The sequence below is a fragment of the Rhizobium grahamii CCGE 502 genome, from assembly GCF_000298315.2.
Lineage (GTDB): Bacteria > Pseudomonadota > Alphaproteobacteria > Rhizobiales > Rhizobiaceae > Rhizobium > Rhizobium grahamii.
Genome location: NZ_AEYE02000028.1, coordinates 23017 through 41009, shown reverse-complemented (window position 1 = coordinate 41009; position 17993 = coordinate 23017). Strand labels below are relative to the sequence as shown.

Sequence of the window (17993 nt, the reverse complement as noted above, 5' to 3'; positions counted from 1 at the left end):
AAAATTCGATCAGCGTAACCAACGCGCTCCGGCGCCGTCGACACTTCCGATCATGCGATCCTGAGTTGGGTCTCACCCAATGGCCTGACCAAGCGGATGTCGATCTCCCGTTCCATGAAGCTCCATTCCTTGGTCGATCTGAGCTGGCCCAACATGTCATCGAATGCAGGCTCGTCGGCAGGTGCAAAGTCAAGAAATCCTTGGAAATCAAACGGCGCCGCAGCTTCCAGGTCGCGGCAGTGAAGCAGTCGACGGGCGACAGCAGGAAGGTAGCGTAGGCCGATCGCTATGTGATGTGCTCTTCGAGAACAGCGCGGCGCTCGTCTTGCGTCATGGCCCACCAGTCGGGGGTCTTTTTCAGGAGGATAAGAGCAGCTCGTGTTGCTTCCGGGCGGCCGATCGGAGCCTGCCTTTCGAGTAGTGAAGTCTTTTCGTCACTCATCGTGTATCGATCGTTGGTGGCGACGCCGCGCAGGATCCAGGCGGCGTCGGGTGCTGCGGGGCTATTTCCCGATACCATGGCCACCCGCGAGACCGCAGCAATTGGCGGCCCAAGGAGCATGCGCTGCGAAGTGACAGCCCATTCGCCCTCGCTGCCACCGATGAACGTGGTTGTCCTCGGATTTGGTGCGCCGATCTCCGTCATGGCTGGCTACGTGAAAGCGGTGGGAGAAACTGGGTCAGGCGTTGATCGCCAGATCCACCGCAGACAGCAGATCCTGATGCCGAACCGGCTTCGTCAGGAATTCTACTGCGCCAGCCTTCATGGCGCGAACTGACATCGGAATGTCCGCGTTGCCGCTGATGAAGACGATCCGCTGACGAAGGCCAGACTTCATGAGTTCGGCCTGGAAATCCAGACCGTTTTGTCCCGGAAGCCCCACGTCGAGTATCAGGCAGTCCGCGCGATGCACACTATCGCTCTCTTCATACGCCTTGACCGAGGGGAACGATCCCACGGAGTGGCCGACCGATCTGAGAAGCCCGGTGATAGCGCGTCGGACGCCATCATCGTCGTCGATCAGGACTATGTACGGCTTGTCCTTGTCGACCTTCTCTACGATGTCGATTTTCGACTGCGGTGCGATGCCAAGGGAAGGGGCGACGCCGCCTTCCGGCACTGTATCATCCCGAACGAGCATGTATCCGCGGCGAACGATAGTCTTGATTATATCCCCGTGGTCGTCCAGCGCCCTACGAAGCGAGCCGATCTGGAAACGGAGGTTGCACTCCTCTACGACCATCGACGGCCAGACCTCGTCAAAGATCTCTTCCTTGCTCACGATGCCACCGTTAGAGCGGAGGAGAACCATGAGTAGATCGAACGCGCGTCCACCGATCTCGCGGGGTCTGCCGTCCATGAGGAGCTGTCTCGAGTGGGGGACGGCGCAGAAGCGGCCGAAGTGGATGGTGTCGTCGCCTGCTTCGCGCGGGGTCTCATGGTGCGGTGGTTGTACGTCCCGAGACGTCGGACGGTTCGTCGAATTCGCGAACGGACCTTGCATGGCTGACTCCCCAGTCGGCTGCGGATGTCGCCGCATGACGGGGATGCGAAGTTCGCATCGTCCTTTCCCCGGCGGAGGCATCGACATGAATATGATCGCGTGGGGACCGTAGCTCCGCCGGCAGTCACGAACAATCCGACTCTTGTCGGTGGAACACGGCCAAGGTCGATCTGGACTCGACCATAGTCTAGGTTTTCGGGAGGTCTTTCGGGCATCTCACGGGATCTCACCGGGCTTCACGACAACTACCTCGTGATCGTCGGCGGGTGGGAGTATTGGTCAACCGATCAGCTTCCCTCGATCAAAGCTCGGCCGGATTTGGATCGAGGTCGCCACCACGCTTCCTCCCAGCGTGGTGGCACTTCTTCAGGCACGCAGTCGACCAATGGAGCGGGTGATGACCAAGCACGACTACGCATTATCAAGACGCGGTTTCTGCCTTTGCTGCCTTGGCGGCGCGACGATTGCTGCCACAGGTGCTTGGCTGACGCCTCGCGAAGCCTTTGCCGCCGCCAAGAGCCAGGTCCTGATCATCCGCGAGGCTGCGGCCAAGGCCGAAATCGCGACCACCAAGCTGCGCGGTGGCGTGAACGTCCTCGGGGGATCGGGCGGCAACGTGGCCGTCGTAACTGGCAAGGACGGCAAGCTCCTGGTTGATGCCGGGATAACCGCCACGCGGCCACGTCTGGAAAAGGCTCTGGCCGATATCGGGCCGGAACCGATCACGCATCTGATAGATACCCATTGGCACTTCGACCATACCGACGGCAACGAGTGGCTCAACTCGGAAGGCGCCGCCATCATGGCGCATCCGAACACCCTTAAGCGTCTCGAAGCAGCCACCCGCGTCGAAGACTGGAACTTCGACTTCCCGCCGTCCCCGAAGGGCGCGCTGCCGACCCGTCTCATGAAGGGCGACGAGGAAACGCTGAAGCTGGATGGCAAGACCATCAGGCTCAGATACTACGGCCCCGCCCACACCGACAGCGACATCTCGGTCTTCTTCGAGGAGGACAACGTAATCCACGTCGGCGACACGCTCTGGACCGGGCTGTACCCCTTCATCGACTCTTCGACGGGCGGCAGCATCGACGGCCAGATTGCCGCGGCCGAAGCGAACATCAAGATGATCGACAAAAAGACCATCGTCATCCCCGGTCACGGCGACATCGCGAACCGCGAAGACATCAAGGTCTGGCTCGACATGCTCGTCGGCGCCAGGGAGAATGTGGCCAAGATGAAAAAGGCTGGCCGCTCCGTCGAGGAAACCATCGCTGCCAACCCGACCAAGCAATGGGACGCCAAATTCGGCCAGTGGGTGATCCCTCCGGCGCTCTTCACGCGTGTTGTGTACGAAGGCGTCTGAAGGCATTCTCGCCAAAAGGCTGCCGGAGGAGGGCGACGATGGACACCGCGCACCAGGTTTCGAGCGACATCGCCTTCACGACAAGCGTGAAGGCGATCCAGGAGCGAAAGGGATCTCGACGCTCGTATTCGAGGATGGAAGAGCGCGGTGGATGGGCGACAACCATCACCCCGGAACTCAAGGGCTACATCGAGAAGCAGATCAGCATCTTCCTCGCCACCGTGAATTCCCAGGGCCAGCCGTACGTCCAGCACCGCGGCGGCCCGCCGGGCTTTCTGCGTGTCATCGACGAGACGACGGTCGGCTTCGTCGACTTTGTGGGAAATCGGCAGTTCATCTCGCAAGGCAATCTGGTCGAAAACGACAAGGCGCACCTGTTCCTCATCGACTACGGCAGCCGATCGCGGGTGAAGATCTGGGGCACCGCGAAAGTCGTCGAATGCGATGACGAGCTGATCAAGCGACTGATGCCCGAAGGCTACGCCGCTAGACCGGAGCAGGTCATGCTCTTCAAGGTGACGGCATGGGATGCGAACTGCCCGCAGCATATTCCGCTGCGGTTCGAGGCCGACGAGGTGCTCAAGGCAATCGAGACCAGAGACGCTCGCATCAGGGAACTGGAAGCCGAAGTCGCCGCACTCAAAGCGGCTGCCAACAATCATGGATAGGGACGACAAATGACCCGCCCACCACTGCCACCATTCACCCTTCAGTCCGCGACCGAGAAGGTCCGGCTTGCCGAGGACGGCTGGAACACGCGCGATCCTGCGAAGGTCGCGCTCGCCTATACGGTAGACAGCCGCTGGCGAAACCGCGCGGAGTTCGTGGTCGGTCGTCCGGCTATCGAGGCATTCCTGGCTCGCAAATGGGCGAGGGAACTCGACTATCGGCTGATCAAGGAGCTTTGGGCGTTTTCCGGAAACCGCATCGCCGTCCGCTTCGCCTACGAGCACCACGACGACAGCGGAACCTGGTTCAGAGCCTACGGCAACGAGAATTGGGAATTCGATGCCGATGGACTGATGAAATACCGTCACGCCAGCATCAATGAACATCCGATCAAGGACGAGGACCGCACCTTCAAGTGGCCGCTCGGTCGCCGCCCGGACGGCCATTGGGGGCTGAGCCACTACGGGTTCTAGCGCCCGCAAGCCGAGATATGGAGGGAACGATGTCCAAGCGTCTGCATGACGACACACTCACGAACGACAACTACCCTCCGCTCTCGCCTATACAGACAGGCGTTCGCGGCCTTTGTCCCCGATGCGGCAAGGGGCATCTATTCAAGGGGTTCCTGACGCTCCGCCCAAGCTGCGAAATCTGCGGCCTCGACTATTCCTTCGCCGATCCGGCCGATGGCCCGGCCTTCTTCGTCATTTGCTTCGCCTGCATTCCGACTGTCCTCCTGTCGGTATGGCTCGAAGTCGCGCACCACGCGTCGATCTGGACCCAGATCTTTGTAACCGGACCATTCCTGCTCGCGACCTGTATCCCGCCGCTTCGGCCGCTGAAGGGATGGCTGGTCGCCTCCCAGTATTTCTACAAGGCCCAGGAAGGCGTGCTGTCCAAGGGTGACGACATCAACGCCGACTAGAGGAGGTCTTTCATGAAGCCGATCGAACACCGTTCGACGCATACTTTCGACGAGGCGCTGGAGGCGATCAAGATTGCCATCGGAAAAGCCGGATTGACCATCTTCGCGGAAATCGATCATGCGGATGCGGCTCGCGAAAACGGGCTGTCGATGCCGGAGACGCGCGTTCTGATCTACGGCAGCCCGAAGGTCGGCACACCAGTGATGACGGACGCGCCCTTGACGGCTCTTGACCTACCACTGCGCCTTCTCATCAGGGAGCTTCCCGGAGACCGTGCCGCGATTGCATACCACCCCCTGGCGGAGATGTTCGAAGCCCTCGGCGTGAAAGGCCCGGACGCGGCACGCTTCGACAGCGCCCAACGGACGATAGCCGAGGCGGGCTGCATTTCGAGCTGCCGCTGATCTGACGATTAGGAAAGACCGCGACGTACCAAAGCGGAATACTCCAAATCAAGAGGCAACATTGGCTTCTTCAATATTGGAGACCGGAATGCAGCTCTTCTACCATCCGCTATCCGGCCACTCGCATCGGGTCAGGCTCTTCCTTACGCTCGTGAACGAGACGTTCGAACTCGTCGAGGTGGACATCCTCCGAGGCGAGCAAAAGACGAACGAGTTCCTGAAGATGAACAGGTTCGGCCAGGTGCCAGTTCTCAAGGACGGCGACACCGTTCTCGCGGACTCGAACGCGATCCTGATCTATCTCGCCAAGAAACTCGCACGCGACGACTGGCTTCCTGAAGATCCCTTGGGAGCCGCGGCCGTTCAGCGCTGGCTCTCGGTCGCAGCAGGCGAGGTGGCATACGGCGTCGCCACAGCGCGAAGGATTCGGATTTCTGGGCCGAAGGCTGTTCCCGAGGAAGTGCTGTCGAGATCCTATGCGCTCCTGAAGGTTCTGGACGATGAGCTGGAGACCAGGAACTGGCTCGCAGCGTCCTCTCCATCGCTCGCGGATCTGGCCGTGTACGGTTACGTGGCGCGGGCGCCCGAAGGAGGGATCGATCTGACCATCTATCCGAATGTCCAGTCATGGCTGTGCCGGGTCGAGTCTCTCCCTGGCTTCGTGCCTTTCGCCAAGACCGCAGTCGGCGTAGCTGCGCCCGCTTGAGGAAATAGACACCCGCAATTCGGAGGTTCAGCGCATGACATTCAAGCCGGATGTTTCGATTACCAGACGGGACGCGATGATCGCCGGATCGGCAGTTGTGCTCGCCCTTGCACTGCCAACGACGGCCGTCGAAGCAGCCACGAAACAGAAACCATCACCCGCAACGGAGCACAAGTTCATGGGTACTGTGAAAGTGAAGGACGGAACCGAAATCTTCTACAAGGACTGGGGCCCGAAGGATGCGCAGGTCATCGTGTTCCACCATGGTTGGCCACTCAGCAGCGACGACTGGGACAATCAAATGTTGTTCTTCATCGCCCAAGGTTACCGGGTCATCGCACACGACCGACGCGGTCACGGGCGGTCCTCCCACAGCCGCAGCGGTCACGAGATGGACACCTACGCCGCGGACGTCGCCGAGGTGGTCGAAGCGCTCGATCTGAAGAACGCGATCCACGTCGGTCATTCGACCGGGGGCGGGGAGGTCGTGCACTACGTTGCCCGCGCCAAACCCGGCCGCGTCAAGAAGGCGGTGATCGTCGCTGCCGTGCCTCCGGTCATGGTCAAATCGGACAAGAACCCCGGAGGTCTCCCGATCGAGGTTTTCGACGGCCTCCGGAAGGCGCTCGCCGACAACAGGGCGCAGTTCTATATCGACGTGCCGACCGGGCCGTTCTACGGCTTCAACAGACCCAATGCGAAAGTCTCGCAGGGTTTGATCAACAACTGGTGGCACCAGGGCATGATGGGCGCCGCAAACGCGCACTACGAATGCATCAAGGCCTGGTCGGAGACCGACTTCACCGAAGACCTGAAGAAAATCGAGATTCCGTTCCTCGTTATGCACGGCACCGATGACCAGGTCGTGCCCTACGCCGACGCCGGGCCGCTGTCGGCAAAGCTTCTGAAGAACGCGACGCTGAAGACGTACGAGGGCTATCCGCACGGGATGCTTTCGACGAACCCGGACGTCCTGAACCCCGACATCCTTGCCTTCATCAAGGCGTAGCCGGAAGCAAGTTGCGAGGCCGGATGTCAGGCCGGCCTTCTCGATGACCGTCGAACCGACCACGATGGCGCCCCTGTAAAAATAGTTTAGGATCACGAGCGGCCTCAGCCGTTGGCATACGGAGCTTCGTGATGGACCTGTCCCGTTACCAGATGCATTTGCTTCGCGAGGACGCTGTCAGCGCGCTTTATCGGGGCACGTCCAGCGACGGCGGCGCTCCGCTCCTACTGGTCACGGCCGCTTCTCCGGACACTGTCAGCGAATGCCATCCACGCTTCGAATACATGCTGTCTCTCGCCGGCCGCCTCGATGAAAAGTGGGCGGCAACTCCTCTGTCACTCGAACGTCACGATGGCCGGGAGTTCCTGGTGCTGCAGGATCAGGGCGGGCTGCCGCTGACTGCCGAACTGGGACGTCCATTCGAGCTGGGCCGATTTCTCGCCGTTGCCACGAACGCGGCCGCAGCGGTGAGACAGGTTCACGAACGGGGCCTGATCCACAAGGATCTTCGCCCAGACCGCTTTCTTGCAGACGACTTGGGAGCGGTTCGGCTGCTCGGCTTCGGAAAGGCGGGCTCCCAGACGAGAGTGCCCGAGCTGCCCGCCACAGCGCGTGGCATGGCGGACTCGCTGCCATATGTGTCCCCCGAACAGACAGGGCGAATGAAGGAGCCCGTCGACGAGCGGAGCGATCTCTATTCCCTTGGCATCGTCTTCTATCAGATGCTCACGGGCGAACTTCCGTTCATGGCGGTGGACGCAATGGAATGGATCCATTCCCACGTCGCCCGCCGACCAATACCTCCGAGGGAGCGGCACGATGCCATTCCGCCTGTCGTCCAGTCGATCGTACTCAAGCTCCTCAGCAAGAACCCCGACGACCGCTATCAGACGGCTGCGGGCCTCGAAAGCGATCTCAGGCGGTGTCTCGGCAGTTTTGCCTCGACGGGACGCGTCGAGGAGTTCGACGTGGCAACAGCAGACGCCCTGCGGCACCTCCAGGTTCCGGACAAGCTCTATGGGCGCTCTCTGGAAATACGCACTCTTCTCGAGTCGTTCGAGGTCGCCAGATCGCCGGGTGGAAAGGCTGTAGCTCTCGTCTCCGGTCCCGCAGGCGTCGGGAAGTCGTCGCTTATTCGAGAACTGCGCAAGTCGATCCCGTTCAGCGGATGCTTGTTTGCAGCCGGGAAGTTCGACCAGTACACGCGCGACATCCCCTACGCCACGATAGCGCAGGCATTCCGCGGACTTGTACGTCAGATCCTCGGTGCGGGCGAGGCGGAACTGGGGCGCTGGCGGTTGGCGCTGAGCGAGGCCCTCGGTCCGAACGCGCAATTGACGATCAACCTCATTCCGGAACTTGCGCTGGTGATCGGCGAGCAGCCTCCGGCTCCCGACATGCCGCCCCACGAAGCGAAGTCCCGCTTCAATCTCGTCTTCAGCCGTTTTATTCAGGTATTTGCGCGGCCGGACAATCCGCTCGTCCTGTTCATAGATGACGTGCAATGGCTGGACATCCCCACGCTTGATCTGCTCGCAAGGATCACCGTGGACGAGGACGTCGCAAATCTCATGCTCATTTGCGCCTACCGCGACGACGAGGTGCCTCGTGGGCATCCGCTGAACAATGCGCGCGATGCCTTCAAGGCCGGAAGCTGCCGTTATGACGAACTGCGGCTTGGCCCGCTGGACGAGGGCGAAATCAGACACCTTCTGGCCGACATGCTTGGGAACGACGTCCCGTCGGTCGCGCGGCTGGCGAAGCTCGTGCAACAGAAGACGGGCGGAAACCCGTTCTTTGTTCTTCATTTCATAGAAGCCCTCGATCTCGAAGGAGCGCTCTCCTACGACCACGAGACCACGAAATGGAGATGGGACGAGAACAGGATCCGCGCGACGAAGATCACTGACAACGTCGCAGATCTCGTGGTCTCCAAGCTGGGCAGGCTTCCGCTCCGTGCTCTCGAGATGGTCAAGCTGATGGCATGTCTCGGGAACGGCACTTCCGCGACTATCCTTTCGCTGATCACAGCCAAGCCGAGGCAGGAGGTCGTCGGCATTCTGTGGGAGGCCGTCGAAGGGGGACTGCTGCTGCGCTCCGACGACGACTTCGTGCTTGTGCACGACCGGGTCCAGGAAGCCGCGTACCGCATGGTGCCGGAGGCCGAGAGGCCGGAGATTCATTTTCGGATCGGCTCCGCGCTGATGGAAAAGCTGCCGCCGGGCGCGCTGAAGAAGCATATCTTCGAGGTGGCTGACCAGCTCGGGCGGGGCCTCGACCAGGCGGTCGATCCCCACAGACTCGAGAGGATCGCCGAACTTTTCCTCGAAGCAGGCAGGCGCGCCAAGGCATCTGTCGCATACCGTTCCGCCCTCAAATATCTCAAGACGGGCCTGAGCCTGATCGAGAAGGCTGGATGGGAGCGTTACTCAATCAGATTTCCACTCGAGCTCGAGAGCGCCGAGTGCGAGTATCTGTCAGGCGAGAACGAGGTTGCGGAAGCCCATTTAGTCCACCTTGCCGCCAAGGCGGAGAATGCAGTCGACCGCGGTGCGGTGGTTGGCCTCCGGTCGTCCCTCTATCTGACGCTCGGAGACCAGGACAAGGCGGTGGAGGTGGCGCTCGAGTACCTGCGCGACTTCGGGATCGAGTGGTCCGCGCATCCAAGCGACGCCGAGGTCCGCGCGGGCATCGACCATCTCTACGAACGGCTGGCGGGGCGATCCATTGATCAGCTAGTCCACCTTCCGCGGATGGAGGACCGCGACTGGCTCGCCGCGATGGAAGTGCTCGCGTACACTATCCTCCCTGCCATCGTCACGGACGGAAACCTGGAGGAGCTGATCTACCTGCAGATGGTGTCGCTCAGCCTCCGCCACGGCAACTGCGACGCTTCCTGCTATGCCTACGTCTCGGTCATCATTCCGCTTGGTCTGAGATCGGGCGACTACGCGTCCGGCGGACAGTTCGGCAGGCTGGGGCTGGAGCTGGTGGAGCGCCATGCAATGGATCGCTTCAAGGCTCGCGTCTACGCTTGCTACGGTTGCTTTTGCGTGCCCTGGACCCGGCATCTATCGATCTCGGAGAAGTATTCCCGTCAGGCAATGGCGACAGCGGTCGCCGGGGCAGATCTGGTCTTCAGCGTTGCGCCAGGAGAAGCGCTAGTTGCGCATCTTCTTATCCGCGGTGTCGATCTGGAAGCCGCCCAACGGGACGCGCAGCAGTTCCTGGAAGCTGCCAGCAAGACGGGATTTTCGCTGGCGGCCGACGCGGCTGCAGGACAGCTCCTTCATATCCGGGAACTCCGTGGCATCGAACAGCCTGATCCCGCCCTTCCGGTCCCCGCGGCGTTCGAGGCCTATCTGGTCGAAGCAGGGGAGCGCCTGAAACTGGTCCATGCGTGGTACTGGATCCAGCGGATCGTGGCGCGCTATCTGGCGGGAGACTACGTCGGAGCACTGGCGGCATCGCGGGAAGCCGCTTCCAACAGAAGTGCGAAGTCGTTCGTCGAAATCGCAGAGTTCCACTTCTACAGCGCTCTCGCACACGCGGCGGCCGCTTCTCGATCCGACGACAGGGGTCGTGACGCGCACGTCGAGGCATTGCGGCTTCACCAGCTCCATGTCGACATCTGGGCCAAGAGCAGTCCCGAGAACTTCGGCAATCGGGCCTTCCTGCTTTCGGCGGAGATGGCACGGCTGGAAAACAGGTCGATCGACGCCCTCGAACTCTACGAGAAGGCGATCGCTTCCGCCCGGCAGCACGGCTTTGTCCAGAACGAGGGGATCGCAAGCGAACTGGCGGGTCGCTTCTCAAGCTCGCTCGGGCTGAAATCGACTGCCGAAAGCTTCCTGAAGAACGCCAGATCATGCTTCTCGGCATGGGGTGCGACTGCGATCGTCAGGAGGCTGGACGACGAGAATCCGGGCATAGGGAGCGAGTCCAACGGGATAGCTAAGCCCGAAGATCATCCTCTGGAAATGGCGGCGGTCGTTGCGATGTCTCAGGCGGTGTCCGGAGAGATCGTTCTGGATCGCCTAATAGAACGCCTGATGGTGACCGTCGTGGAGCATTCCGGCGCAGTCAGGGGATTGCTGCTGCTGCCGAAGGACGGCGAAATGCAGATCGTCTCCGAGGCCGTGACCTATGACGACGGCATATCGGTAAAGCTCAACACGTTTGAGCGAAGGCTGCCGGAGACGGTTCTGGCCTACGTGACCAGGACGCAGGATGTCGTGATCCTGGATGGCGTCGGCAACGAGCATCCGTTCGCCGAAGACCCTTACGTGCATGATGTACCATCGACATCCATCCTCTGCCTTCCGATTGTCAAGCAGAAGCAGCTTGTCGGCGTCCTCTATCTCGAGAACGGCTTGTCCACCAACCTGTTCAAGCAGGCTCAGGTTGCGGTCCTCCAGTTGCTGGCCTCACAGGCGGCGATCTCCCTGGAGAACGCCGCCCTCTATCAGGCCGCCAAGGACACCCAGGAAAAGGCCCGGCGAGCCGCCGAGGAGCTTCGGCTCGCCTATGACATGATCCCGGCGCTGGCCTGGAACAGCGACATCGACGGCACGCTTCTGAGCTTCAACAAGCGTTGGCACGACTTCACCGGGCTTACGCTTGAAGAATCCCTCGGTAACGGATGGATGCGTGCAATTCATCCAGACGACCTCGACAAGGTCGTTGCGAAATGGATCGAGGTACTCGGTGTGGGCGAGGCGGGCGAGGTCGAGGCGCGGATGATCCGCATGGATGGCGTCGCCCGTTCGTTCCTGATACGCGCGACACCAATGCGTGACCAGCAGGGAGCGATCATCAAATGGTACGGCACCAACATCGATATCGACGACCTGAAACGGATGGAGGAAGCACAGCAGCATCTCTCGCGTGCCGCAAGGCTGACCGCGCTCGGCGAGTTGACGGCTTCCATCGCGCATGAAGTCAACCAGCCGCTGATGGCCATCGTGATGAACGCGGCGACCTGCCTCAAATGGCTGAGCGAAGGCCAGCTGGAAATCGAGGAGGCCCGCCAGGCGGCCGAACGCATCATTCGCGACAGCCACCGCGCCGGAGACGTCATCGCCAGTATCCGGGCGCTCGCGCGGAAGGCGCCGCTCTCGATGGAGGCCGTCGAGATAAACGGCATGATCGACGGCGTAATCGTGCTGACGCGAGGAGAATTGCAGCGGCACGGCATATCGCTGGCGACGGATCTCGATCCCAATGCGGGTTCTGTGGTGGGAGACCGCATCCAGCTGCAGCAGGTAGTTCTCAACCTTATCCTCAATGCGGCCGAGGCGATGGGATCGGCGACGGATGGGCCGCGCAGCCTGCATCTTCGAAGCGAACGGCTGGAGGACGGCAAGATCATGGTATCGGTGACGGACAGCGGTCCGGGTGTCGACCCGTCACGTCGAGACGAGATTTTCGACGCCTTCTTCACGACGAAGACAGCGGGCCTCGGAATGGGTCTGTCGATCTGCCGCTCGATCGTCGAGGCCCATGGCGGCACGCTGTGGGTAAGGGCGAACGAGCCGACAGGAAGCGTCTTCTCCTTCACCTTGAAAGGAGGAGCTGTCGTCAGAACGGCTCCGTAGGGTCTATTGAACGGGCGGTGTCGGTTCTGCGGGATGTATAAGTCCCGCGAACTGGACCACAAATACGACAACGCTCCCTTTAGCGGAATATTTGGACGGAGCGAAAGCACGGGAGGGATCGCATCCAAATTTGACGTCTGACGAGCGTTTGACGCGCGATTTTCCTGCGTTGTCACCTAAGATCGGCCACACAGGCTCGCCTTCCCAATGCGCGATGCATGGTTGAATATTACAGCTAGTGTCTGGCGAGAACGCCCCGCAACTCACAGGAACACACTCGCCAACGCGTCGGTGCGGAAACACACTGTCATCGCCGCGGCCAGTAGTCCGACGGCGGCGAGGAGCCTTTGATGAATCCGGACCGTGCACACCTTCCGTCGTTATCGCAGGGCTTTCACACGCTCCGTCATGGCCGGTTCGACATCACTGTGCTGAGCGACGGCTACATCACGCTTCCGTGGGACATCCTGATGCCGGAAGCGTCACCCGACGAGCGTGGAACGATCCTCGGGCGGCTCGGAGGCGATGCGGACAGCGCGCCGCTTCAGACCAACGTCCCGCTGATCCGCCACGGCGTCGATGTCATGCTCGTGGACACGGGCGCGGGATCGAACTTTCAGCCGAGCGATGGACGCCTTGCGGAAAACTTGGCGTCTATTGGCGTCGACTTCGAATCCGTCACCAAGGTGATCTTTACCCACGCTCATCCCGATCATTCGGGTGGGACGACGAGACCCGACGGCTCGCTGATGTTTCCCAACGCCCACTACTACGTCAGTGAGGCCGAATGGTCGTTTTGGACCAATCCCGACTACGAGACGGCGATGCCAAAGCCCCTGCATGAGTTCGCCCGAGGGGCGCAGCGGGATCTGTTCGCCGTTAAGGACAGGCTCACTCTGGTCAAGCCGGGAGACGAGATCGTGCCGGGCATGAGCGTGGTGAGCACTCGGGGACATACGCCCGGACACATTTCGCTGGAACTGGCAGGCGATGGAAATCTCCTCATTTCTGGCGATGTCATTCCGAACAACGTCGTTTCCTTCGAGAACCCGAGATGGCACTTCGGCTTCGATACCGAGCCGGACATCGCCCTAAAGAACAGGGCTTCGCTGCTCGACAAGGCGTCGAACGAGAAACTTCGGATGCTCGGATACCACTGGAAATATCCGGGCGTGGGATATGTCGAGCGGAATGGCAGCGCCTACAGGTTCGCGGAGGGCTAGGCCATGCAAGGACGTGTTCATCCCCATTTTCCAAGGGTGCCTGCTGGCATGTACGGAATGGTCCTGGGTCTCGCCGGACTTGGCGGCGACTGGCGGCTGGCGCACGAACTCTGGAATTCTCCCGCGATAATCGGCGAGGCGATCAACGTCGTCGCGATCGTCGTCTGGGTGACGATCAGCGTCTTCTACGCCGCCAAATGGATCTTTGCTAGAGGGGAGGCCCTTGAAGAGGCCGGGCACCCGATCCACTGCTGCTTCATCGGCCTTGCAGGTGTTGCGACGATGCTCGTGGCCCGCGCCCTCCTACCATATTCGCATCCGGTGGCGCTCGTCCTTCTATTTCTTGGCATGGCCTTCTCGATTCTCTTCGCAACATGGCGGACCGGGATAATGTGGCGCGGCGGCCGCGACCACGAGGCGACGACGGCCATCCTCTATCTTCCGACCGTGGCAGGATCTCTCGTGTCGGCACTTGTCCTCGGTTCGTTCGGATACACGGGCCTCGCCCAGTTGCTTTTCGGCGCCGGGATGTTCACTTGGGCCGCTACCGAGTCCGTCCTGCTGCAGCGACTGCTGACTGCGCCCGAAATGGCTCCAGCACTTCGGCCGACGCTCGGCATCGTTCTGGCTCCGCCTGCGGTCGCGTGTGCCGCCTACTTGAGCATGACGTCCGGCCCGCCCGACCTCTTCGCAAACGGGCTGCTGGGCTACTGCCTTCTGCAAGTGGCGCTTCTTGTTCGCGTCGTGCCTTGGATCATGAAGCAGCCGTTCGCCCCTTCATATTGGGCGGCAACGCTCGGCACTACTGCATTGGCTTCTGCGTCCATGAGGATGGCATCACGCGGAGGAGACGGCATCGGAGGCCAGCTGGCGCCTTACCTTTTCTTCTTTGCGAACGGCGTTGTCGGGGCAATCGCAATAGGCACGATAGCGCTGCTGATCCAGGGCAGGCTTTTGACCGTCTCGCACCCACGGGCGGCGGAGTGATCCGACCTAGCCGGTCAACGTCAGTTGATGCTGCCGTGTGGAAGTCTGAAAAGATGTCTTATCTTGGCTGCCAATGAAACCGGATGAGCCTCCGCACCAGCGTTCCCGTCGGCCCTTAGGTGCTCCTCGGTCTCGACACGCTTCGCCAGGAGCTGGCTGAGTTCCTCGACAAGGGCAGGGCGCTCATGCATGACGCTCGCGAGATGGTCCTTCGAAATCTCGTAGACTACAATGAAGGTGAGGGCGCGCATCGTTGCTGGCTCCGGCGCGCCCATCAGAACGCCGCGCTCCCCGAACAGGTCGCCGGGCGCCAGCCGTGTCAGTTCCTCGCTCCTTCCATCTTCCTCGTCCCGCTCGACCGATACGACACCGCTCCGGACAATCATCAGAGACGTCATCGAAGCATTCTGCGGAGCCATGACCACGCCCTTCTTGAAGGTGCAACGCTTCATGCTGTTCGCCACCGTCTCCATCTCGTCTTCGGTGAGAGCCGAGAACAGCGGGATCGATGTCAGCAGGCGCCACGGCGTTCCGGGATGCTTGGAGTTTTCAGCAGGCGACGCCTCTGTCAGTGCGTTCGCCGCGGACGACAGTTGAATCCCAGCCGCCTTCGCGTGCCTAAAAACGAGGTCGAAGATCTCGTTCTTGGCGATCCCAGTCTGGCCGAGGCTGGCGACCTTGAAGGAGAGTTCGACCTCGACCGCAGAACCGTCGAGGCCTGTGATGGAGACCGACGGCGTCGGGAATTTGAGGATCGTGTTCGCGCTGAGGATGACCGTCTTCATCGTCTCCTCGATGACCGCCGGCGACCGTGTCGGCAATGCTCTGATGACGACCTTCGAGCCATGGACGGAGTCGGTGCCAGTAAGGTTCGTCAACGTGGCTTTGGCCAAGGTGCTGTTGGGCACGATCACCAGGTCGTTGGTATCGTTGAGCAGGTGTGTCGACCTCAAGTTCGTCTCGACCACTTGTCCACGGGCGCCTCCCTCGACCTCGATCCAATCCCCGACGGTATACGGCCGACCAAGGTTCAGCGCGATCCCTGAAAAGACGTCGTTGAGGGTGCTCTGGAGCGCGAGACCAAGGACGATGGCGAAGACGCCGGAGGTCGCGACCAGGGTTCGTACCGGAAGATCGAATACGAACGCAATGATCGAGAGAGCCGCGCCGAGATAGATGAAGGCCACGAGCAAATCCTGGATCAGGCGGCCCTCCCGAGGTTTTCGCTCGAAGATCAGGAAGACCCGAACCGAACTCGCGAGCACCATCGCGCCGCCTGCCCACCAGGTGGCCTTGGCGACGCCGATGAACATCTTGTGGGTGAGGTCCTCGTCGCCAGTGACCGTCGTCCATGGAGCGACTTCGTGACCCACGAGCAAGATGGTGAGGATGGCGAAGAAAGCAATGTGGACGATGAAGCGGTGCGTCGGGCGGCCCCGGACAAGGGTTCTCGCTACGAAGAGTGCAACGACTGTGTGATCGGATCGAGCAGCAGGCGCAGGACGTCGTCCAGGTTCATAGGGTCACTTCATGTGGTTAGTTTCGACCCGCGCAATTGACAGGGCAAGCGCCGCCCTCGTCAAGAAGGAGACATGACGAGCGAGGAAGGGGCGGCCGAAAGTCGACTGCCCCTTGGAAGCTCAGACCTGAGCCTTGCCGCCGTCGGCGAAGAGTTCGACGCCGTTCACGAAGCTGGAATCGTCGGAAGCCAGGAAAAGCGCTGCGTTTGCGATCTCTTCAGGCTCGCCGACGCGGCCCAGCGGGATCGTGGACGCGAGAGCATCGAGGAAGCCCTGTTGCGCGTTCTTGTCGTCGCCCACAAGTTCCACAAGGCCGGGAGTGCGGGTCGGTCCGGGCGACAGCACATTCACGCGAACGCCCTTGCCCTTGAGGTCGAGCGCCCACGAACGGGCAAGGTTGCGTACTGCGGCCTTCGAGGCGGAGTAGACGGAGAACGCTTCCGTTCCTTCGATACTGGTCGTGGAGCCGATCAAGACGACCGAGGAGCCTTTACCGAGAAGAGGAAGCGCCTTCTGTACCGTGAAGATCACGGCCTTCACGTTGCGCCCGAAAGTGTCGTCGACCTGCTCTTCGGTGATCTGACCAAGAGGAAGCACGCTCCCGCCGCCCGCGTTGACGACGATGGCGTCGAGACGTCCGTGGTCGGCCTTCACCTGCGCAAACAGGCGGTCGAGGTCTTCCATCTTGGTGGAGTCGGCATTGACGGCGGTAACGCTGCCACCGATGTCAGCGACTGCGGCGTCGAGCTGTTCCTTGCGGCGTCCAGTGATGTAAACGTGGGCGCCCTCGGCGGCGAACAGCTTTGCGGTGGCGAGACCAATGCCGCTGTTGGCGCCTGTCACGATGGCGACCTTGTTCTCAAGTCTCTTGGTCATGCATTTCTCCTTATGGGGGACGTGCGAAGGCGTTCAGCCAGAACGCGCTCGGGCTGTTGAGGTATGGTGTAGTGGGGAGGAGCTATCTGGGTGCTCTCAACCCTATGGAATATGTTTGCTCGATGGGAATGTAGCTCGCTTGGGGCTGTTGGGCTTTCGATTAAGTCGGATTGATCTATTCACTTGCGGCACAAACAAACGGGCTTCCGCCTCGTGACGGAAGCCCACGTCGAACTCAGGCGGGGGTGGTCGCCCAGGTCGGCCGTGTTCCGAGATTGGTGCTCGGCCGAACAGGCCCAATGCCCCAAATTTGGTGTATGCAGCTGAGCGATGCGCAAGTCGTCTAACGCAATCTCACACCGAGACGGTCCAAATCATGGTAGTGGTGGCAAAGGGTAGGTCATGAGCCATCACGATCGTCACATATGGAACAGGGAGCCCCGTCGCCTGGCGGCCTTCGAGGTCGCGATACGCGACGTCGTGGGGAAGTTCGGGCTGAAATTCTTCCTGGTTTCCGTCTTTCCGGAGGCCGCTCGTGCCGGCCTTCTCGATAACCTAATCACGACCAATTGGCCTGACGATCTCCTGCAAAGCTATCGGTCGACCGACATGTTCACCCAGAGCAACATCGTCGCAAAGCTGAAGGAAAGCGTGCTCCCGGTCTCGTCGGAGCAATTGCTCTTTGCCCGCGCGGAAAGGGGAGGCGTGGCAAGCCAGATTGGCGGGGTGTTTTATGACGACGGCTTCGCGTGCAATGTTGGAATCTCTCCGCATGACGCCAAGGCGCGGCAATATCTCTTCATGCTTTCGGGATCGGACTGCTCGAATGCAGAGCTCGCCGATCTGGTATTCGATTTGATGACCGCCTTGGACGATCTCACGCGCGGCAGCGGCGAGATCAAGCTTCTCTCGCGAAAGGAAATCGAGTGCCTCCGGTGGTCAGCGGCAGGCAAGAGCAGCGACGAGATCGCTGTTATCCTCGGTCTGAGCAGCCACACGGTGACGGCATACTTAAAAACTGCCATCAAGAAGCTAGGCGTGACCACTCGCATTCAAGCTGTCGTCGCGGCCTATCGGCTGAAGCTGCTCTGAGCAGCATGGTCGGCAGTGTGCAGCCCTCATGCTTTTTGTGTCTTCCTCGTGGGCAAATCCGGAAGCGGACATTGTATTCCTCGAACACCATCGACGGCCACACCTCGCTCAGG

General features: G+C 60.9%; 15 protein-coding genes. 11 read left to right on the top strand and 4 right to left on the bottom strand.

Translation table 11 applies throughout. The features are described from left to right. Positions 1 to 286 precede the first annotated feature (286 nt). Positions 287 to 646 carry a hypothetical protein gene (locus tag RGCCGE502_RS38230; protein WP_016556328.1) on the bottom strand — a complete coding sequence of 120 codons (360 nt, stop codon included), beginning with the start codon at positions 644 to 646 and terminating at the stop codon, positions 287 to 289. Positions 647 to 680: 34 nt separating this feature from the next. Beyond that, the gene (locus RGCCGE502_RS21610) at positions 681 to 1505 is read right to left on the bottom strand and encodes a response regulator (protein WP_016556327.1); all 825 of its coding nucleotides are present in this window, start codon (positions 1503 to 1505) and stop codon (positions 681 to 683) included. A gap of 397 nt (positions 1506 to 1902) precedes the next feature. Between RGCCGE502_RS21610 and RGCCGE502_RS21605 the strand changes: the two genes are divergently transcribed. From RGCCGE502_RS21605 to tehA, 10 genes are all read left to right on the top strand, one after another. After that, the gene (locus RGCCGE502_RS21605; protein WP_019280263.1) at positions 1903 to 2871 is read left to right on the top strand and encodes an MBL fold metallo-hydrolase; all 969 of its coding nucleotides are present in this window, start codon (positions 1903 to 1905) and stop codon (positions 2869 to 2871) included. A gap of 38 nt (positions 2872 to 2909) precedes the next feature. Continuing rightward, the gene (locus tag RGCCGE502_RS21600) at positions 2910 to 3539 is read left to right on the top strand and encodes a pyridoxamine 5'-phosphate oxidase family protein (RefSeq protein WP_016556325.1); all 630 of its coding nucleotides are present in this window, start codon (positions 2910 to 2912) and stop codon (positions 3537 to 3539) included. Positions 3540 to 3548: 9 nt separating this feature from the next. After that, a complete protein-coding gene (locus RGCCGE502_RS21595) occupies positions 3549 to 4013 on the top strand; it encodes a nuclear transport factor 2 family protein (protein ID WP_016556324.1) in 465 nt (154 codons plus the stop codon). 29 nt (positions 4014 to 4042) lie between these two features. Then, a complete protein-coding gene (locus RGCCGE502_RS21590; protein WP_016556323.1) occupies positions 4043 to 4465 on the top strand; it encodes a DUF983 domain-containing protein in 423 nt (140 codons plus the stop codon). Between the two features lie 12 nt (positions 4466 to 4477). Next, the gene (locus RGCCGE502_RS21585; RefSeq protein ID WP_016556322.1) at positions 4478 to 4870 is read left to right on the top strand and encodes a DUF302 domain-containing protein; all 393 of its coding nucleotides are present in this window, start codon (positions 4478 to 4480) and stop codon (positions 4868 to 4870) included. An 88-nt stretch (positions 4871 to 4958) separates the two neighbouring features. Beyond that, positions 4959 to 5576, top strand: a complete 618-nt coding sequence (locus tag RGCCGE502_RS21580) for a glutathione S-transferase family protein (protein WP_016556321.1) — start codon at positions 4959 to 4961, stop codon at positions 5574 to 5576. A gap of 178 nt (positions 5577 to 5754) precedes the next feature. Beyond that, positions 5755 to 6585 (top strand): alpha/beta fold hydrolase, encoded by an 831-nt coding sequence (locus RGCCGE502_RS21575; protein WP_016556320.1) that lies wholly within the window; start codon positions 5755 to 5757, stop codon positions 6583 to 6585. A 131-nt stretch (positions 6586 to 6716) separates the two neighbouring features. Further along, positions 6717 to 12182 carry an AAA family ATPase gene (locus RGCCGE502_RS21570; RefSeq protein WP_016556319.1) on the top strand — a complete coding sequence of 1822 codons (5466 nt, stop codon included), beginning with the start codon at positions 6717 to 6719 and terminating at the stop codon, positions 12180 to 12182. A 350-nt stretch (positions 12183 to 12532) separates the two neighbouring features. Continuing rightward, positions 12533 to 13405 (top strand): MBL fold metallo-hydrolase, encoded by an 873-nt coding sequence (locus tag RGCCGE502_RS21565; RefSeq protein ID WP_016556318.1) that lies wholly within the window; start codon positions 12533 to 12535, stop codon positions 13403 to 13405. 3 nt (positions 13406 to 13408) lie between these two features. Further along, complete coding sequence (gene tehA, locus RGCCGE502_RS21560; protein WP_040675380.1) at positions 13409 to 14392, top strand: dicarboxylate transporter/tellurite-resistance protein TehA; 984 nt, start codon at positions 13409 to 13411, stop codon at positions 14390 to 14392. Between the two features lie 20 nt (positions 14393 to 14412). Here the strand turns inward: tehA and RGCCGE502_RS21555 are convergent, their stop codons facing one another. Both RGCCGE502_RS21555 and RGCCGE502_RS21550 read right to left on the bottom strand, forming a co-directional pair. Next, positions 14413 to 15765 carry a cyclic nucleotide-binding domain-containing protein gene (locus RGCCGE502_RS21555; protein ID WP_244441779.1) on the bottom strand — a complete coding sequence of 451 codons (1353 nt, stop codon included), beginning with the start codon at positions 15763 to 15765 and terminating at the stop codon, positions 14413 to 14415. 267 nt (positions 15766 to 16032) lie between these two features. Next, positions 16033 to 16788 (bottom strand): SDR family NAD(P)-dependent oxidoreductase, encoded by a 756-nt coding sequence (locus tag RGCCGE502_RS21550; protein WP_016556315.1) that lies wholly within the window; start codon positions 16786 to 16788, stop codon positions 16033 to 16035. A gap of 402 nt (positions 16789 to 17190) precedes the next feature. Between RGCCGE502_RS21550 and RGCCGE502_RS21545 the strand changes: the two genes are divergently transcribed. Next, complete coding sequence (locus tag RGCCGE502_RS21545) at positions 17191 to 17880, top strand: helix-turn-helix domain-containing protein (protein WP_016556314.1); 690 nt, start codon at positions 17191 to 17193, stop codon at positions 17878 to 17880. Positions 17881 to 17993 lie beyond the last annotated feature (113 nt).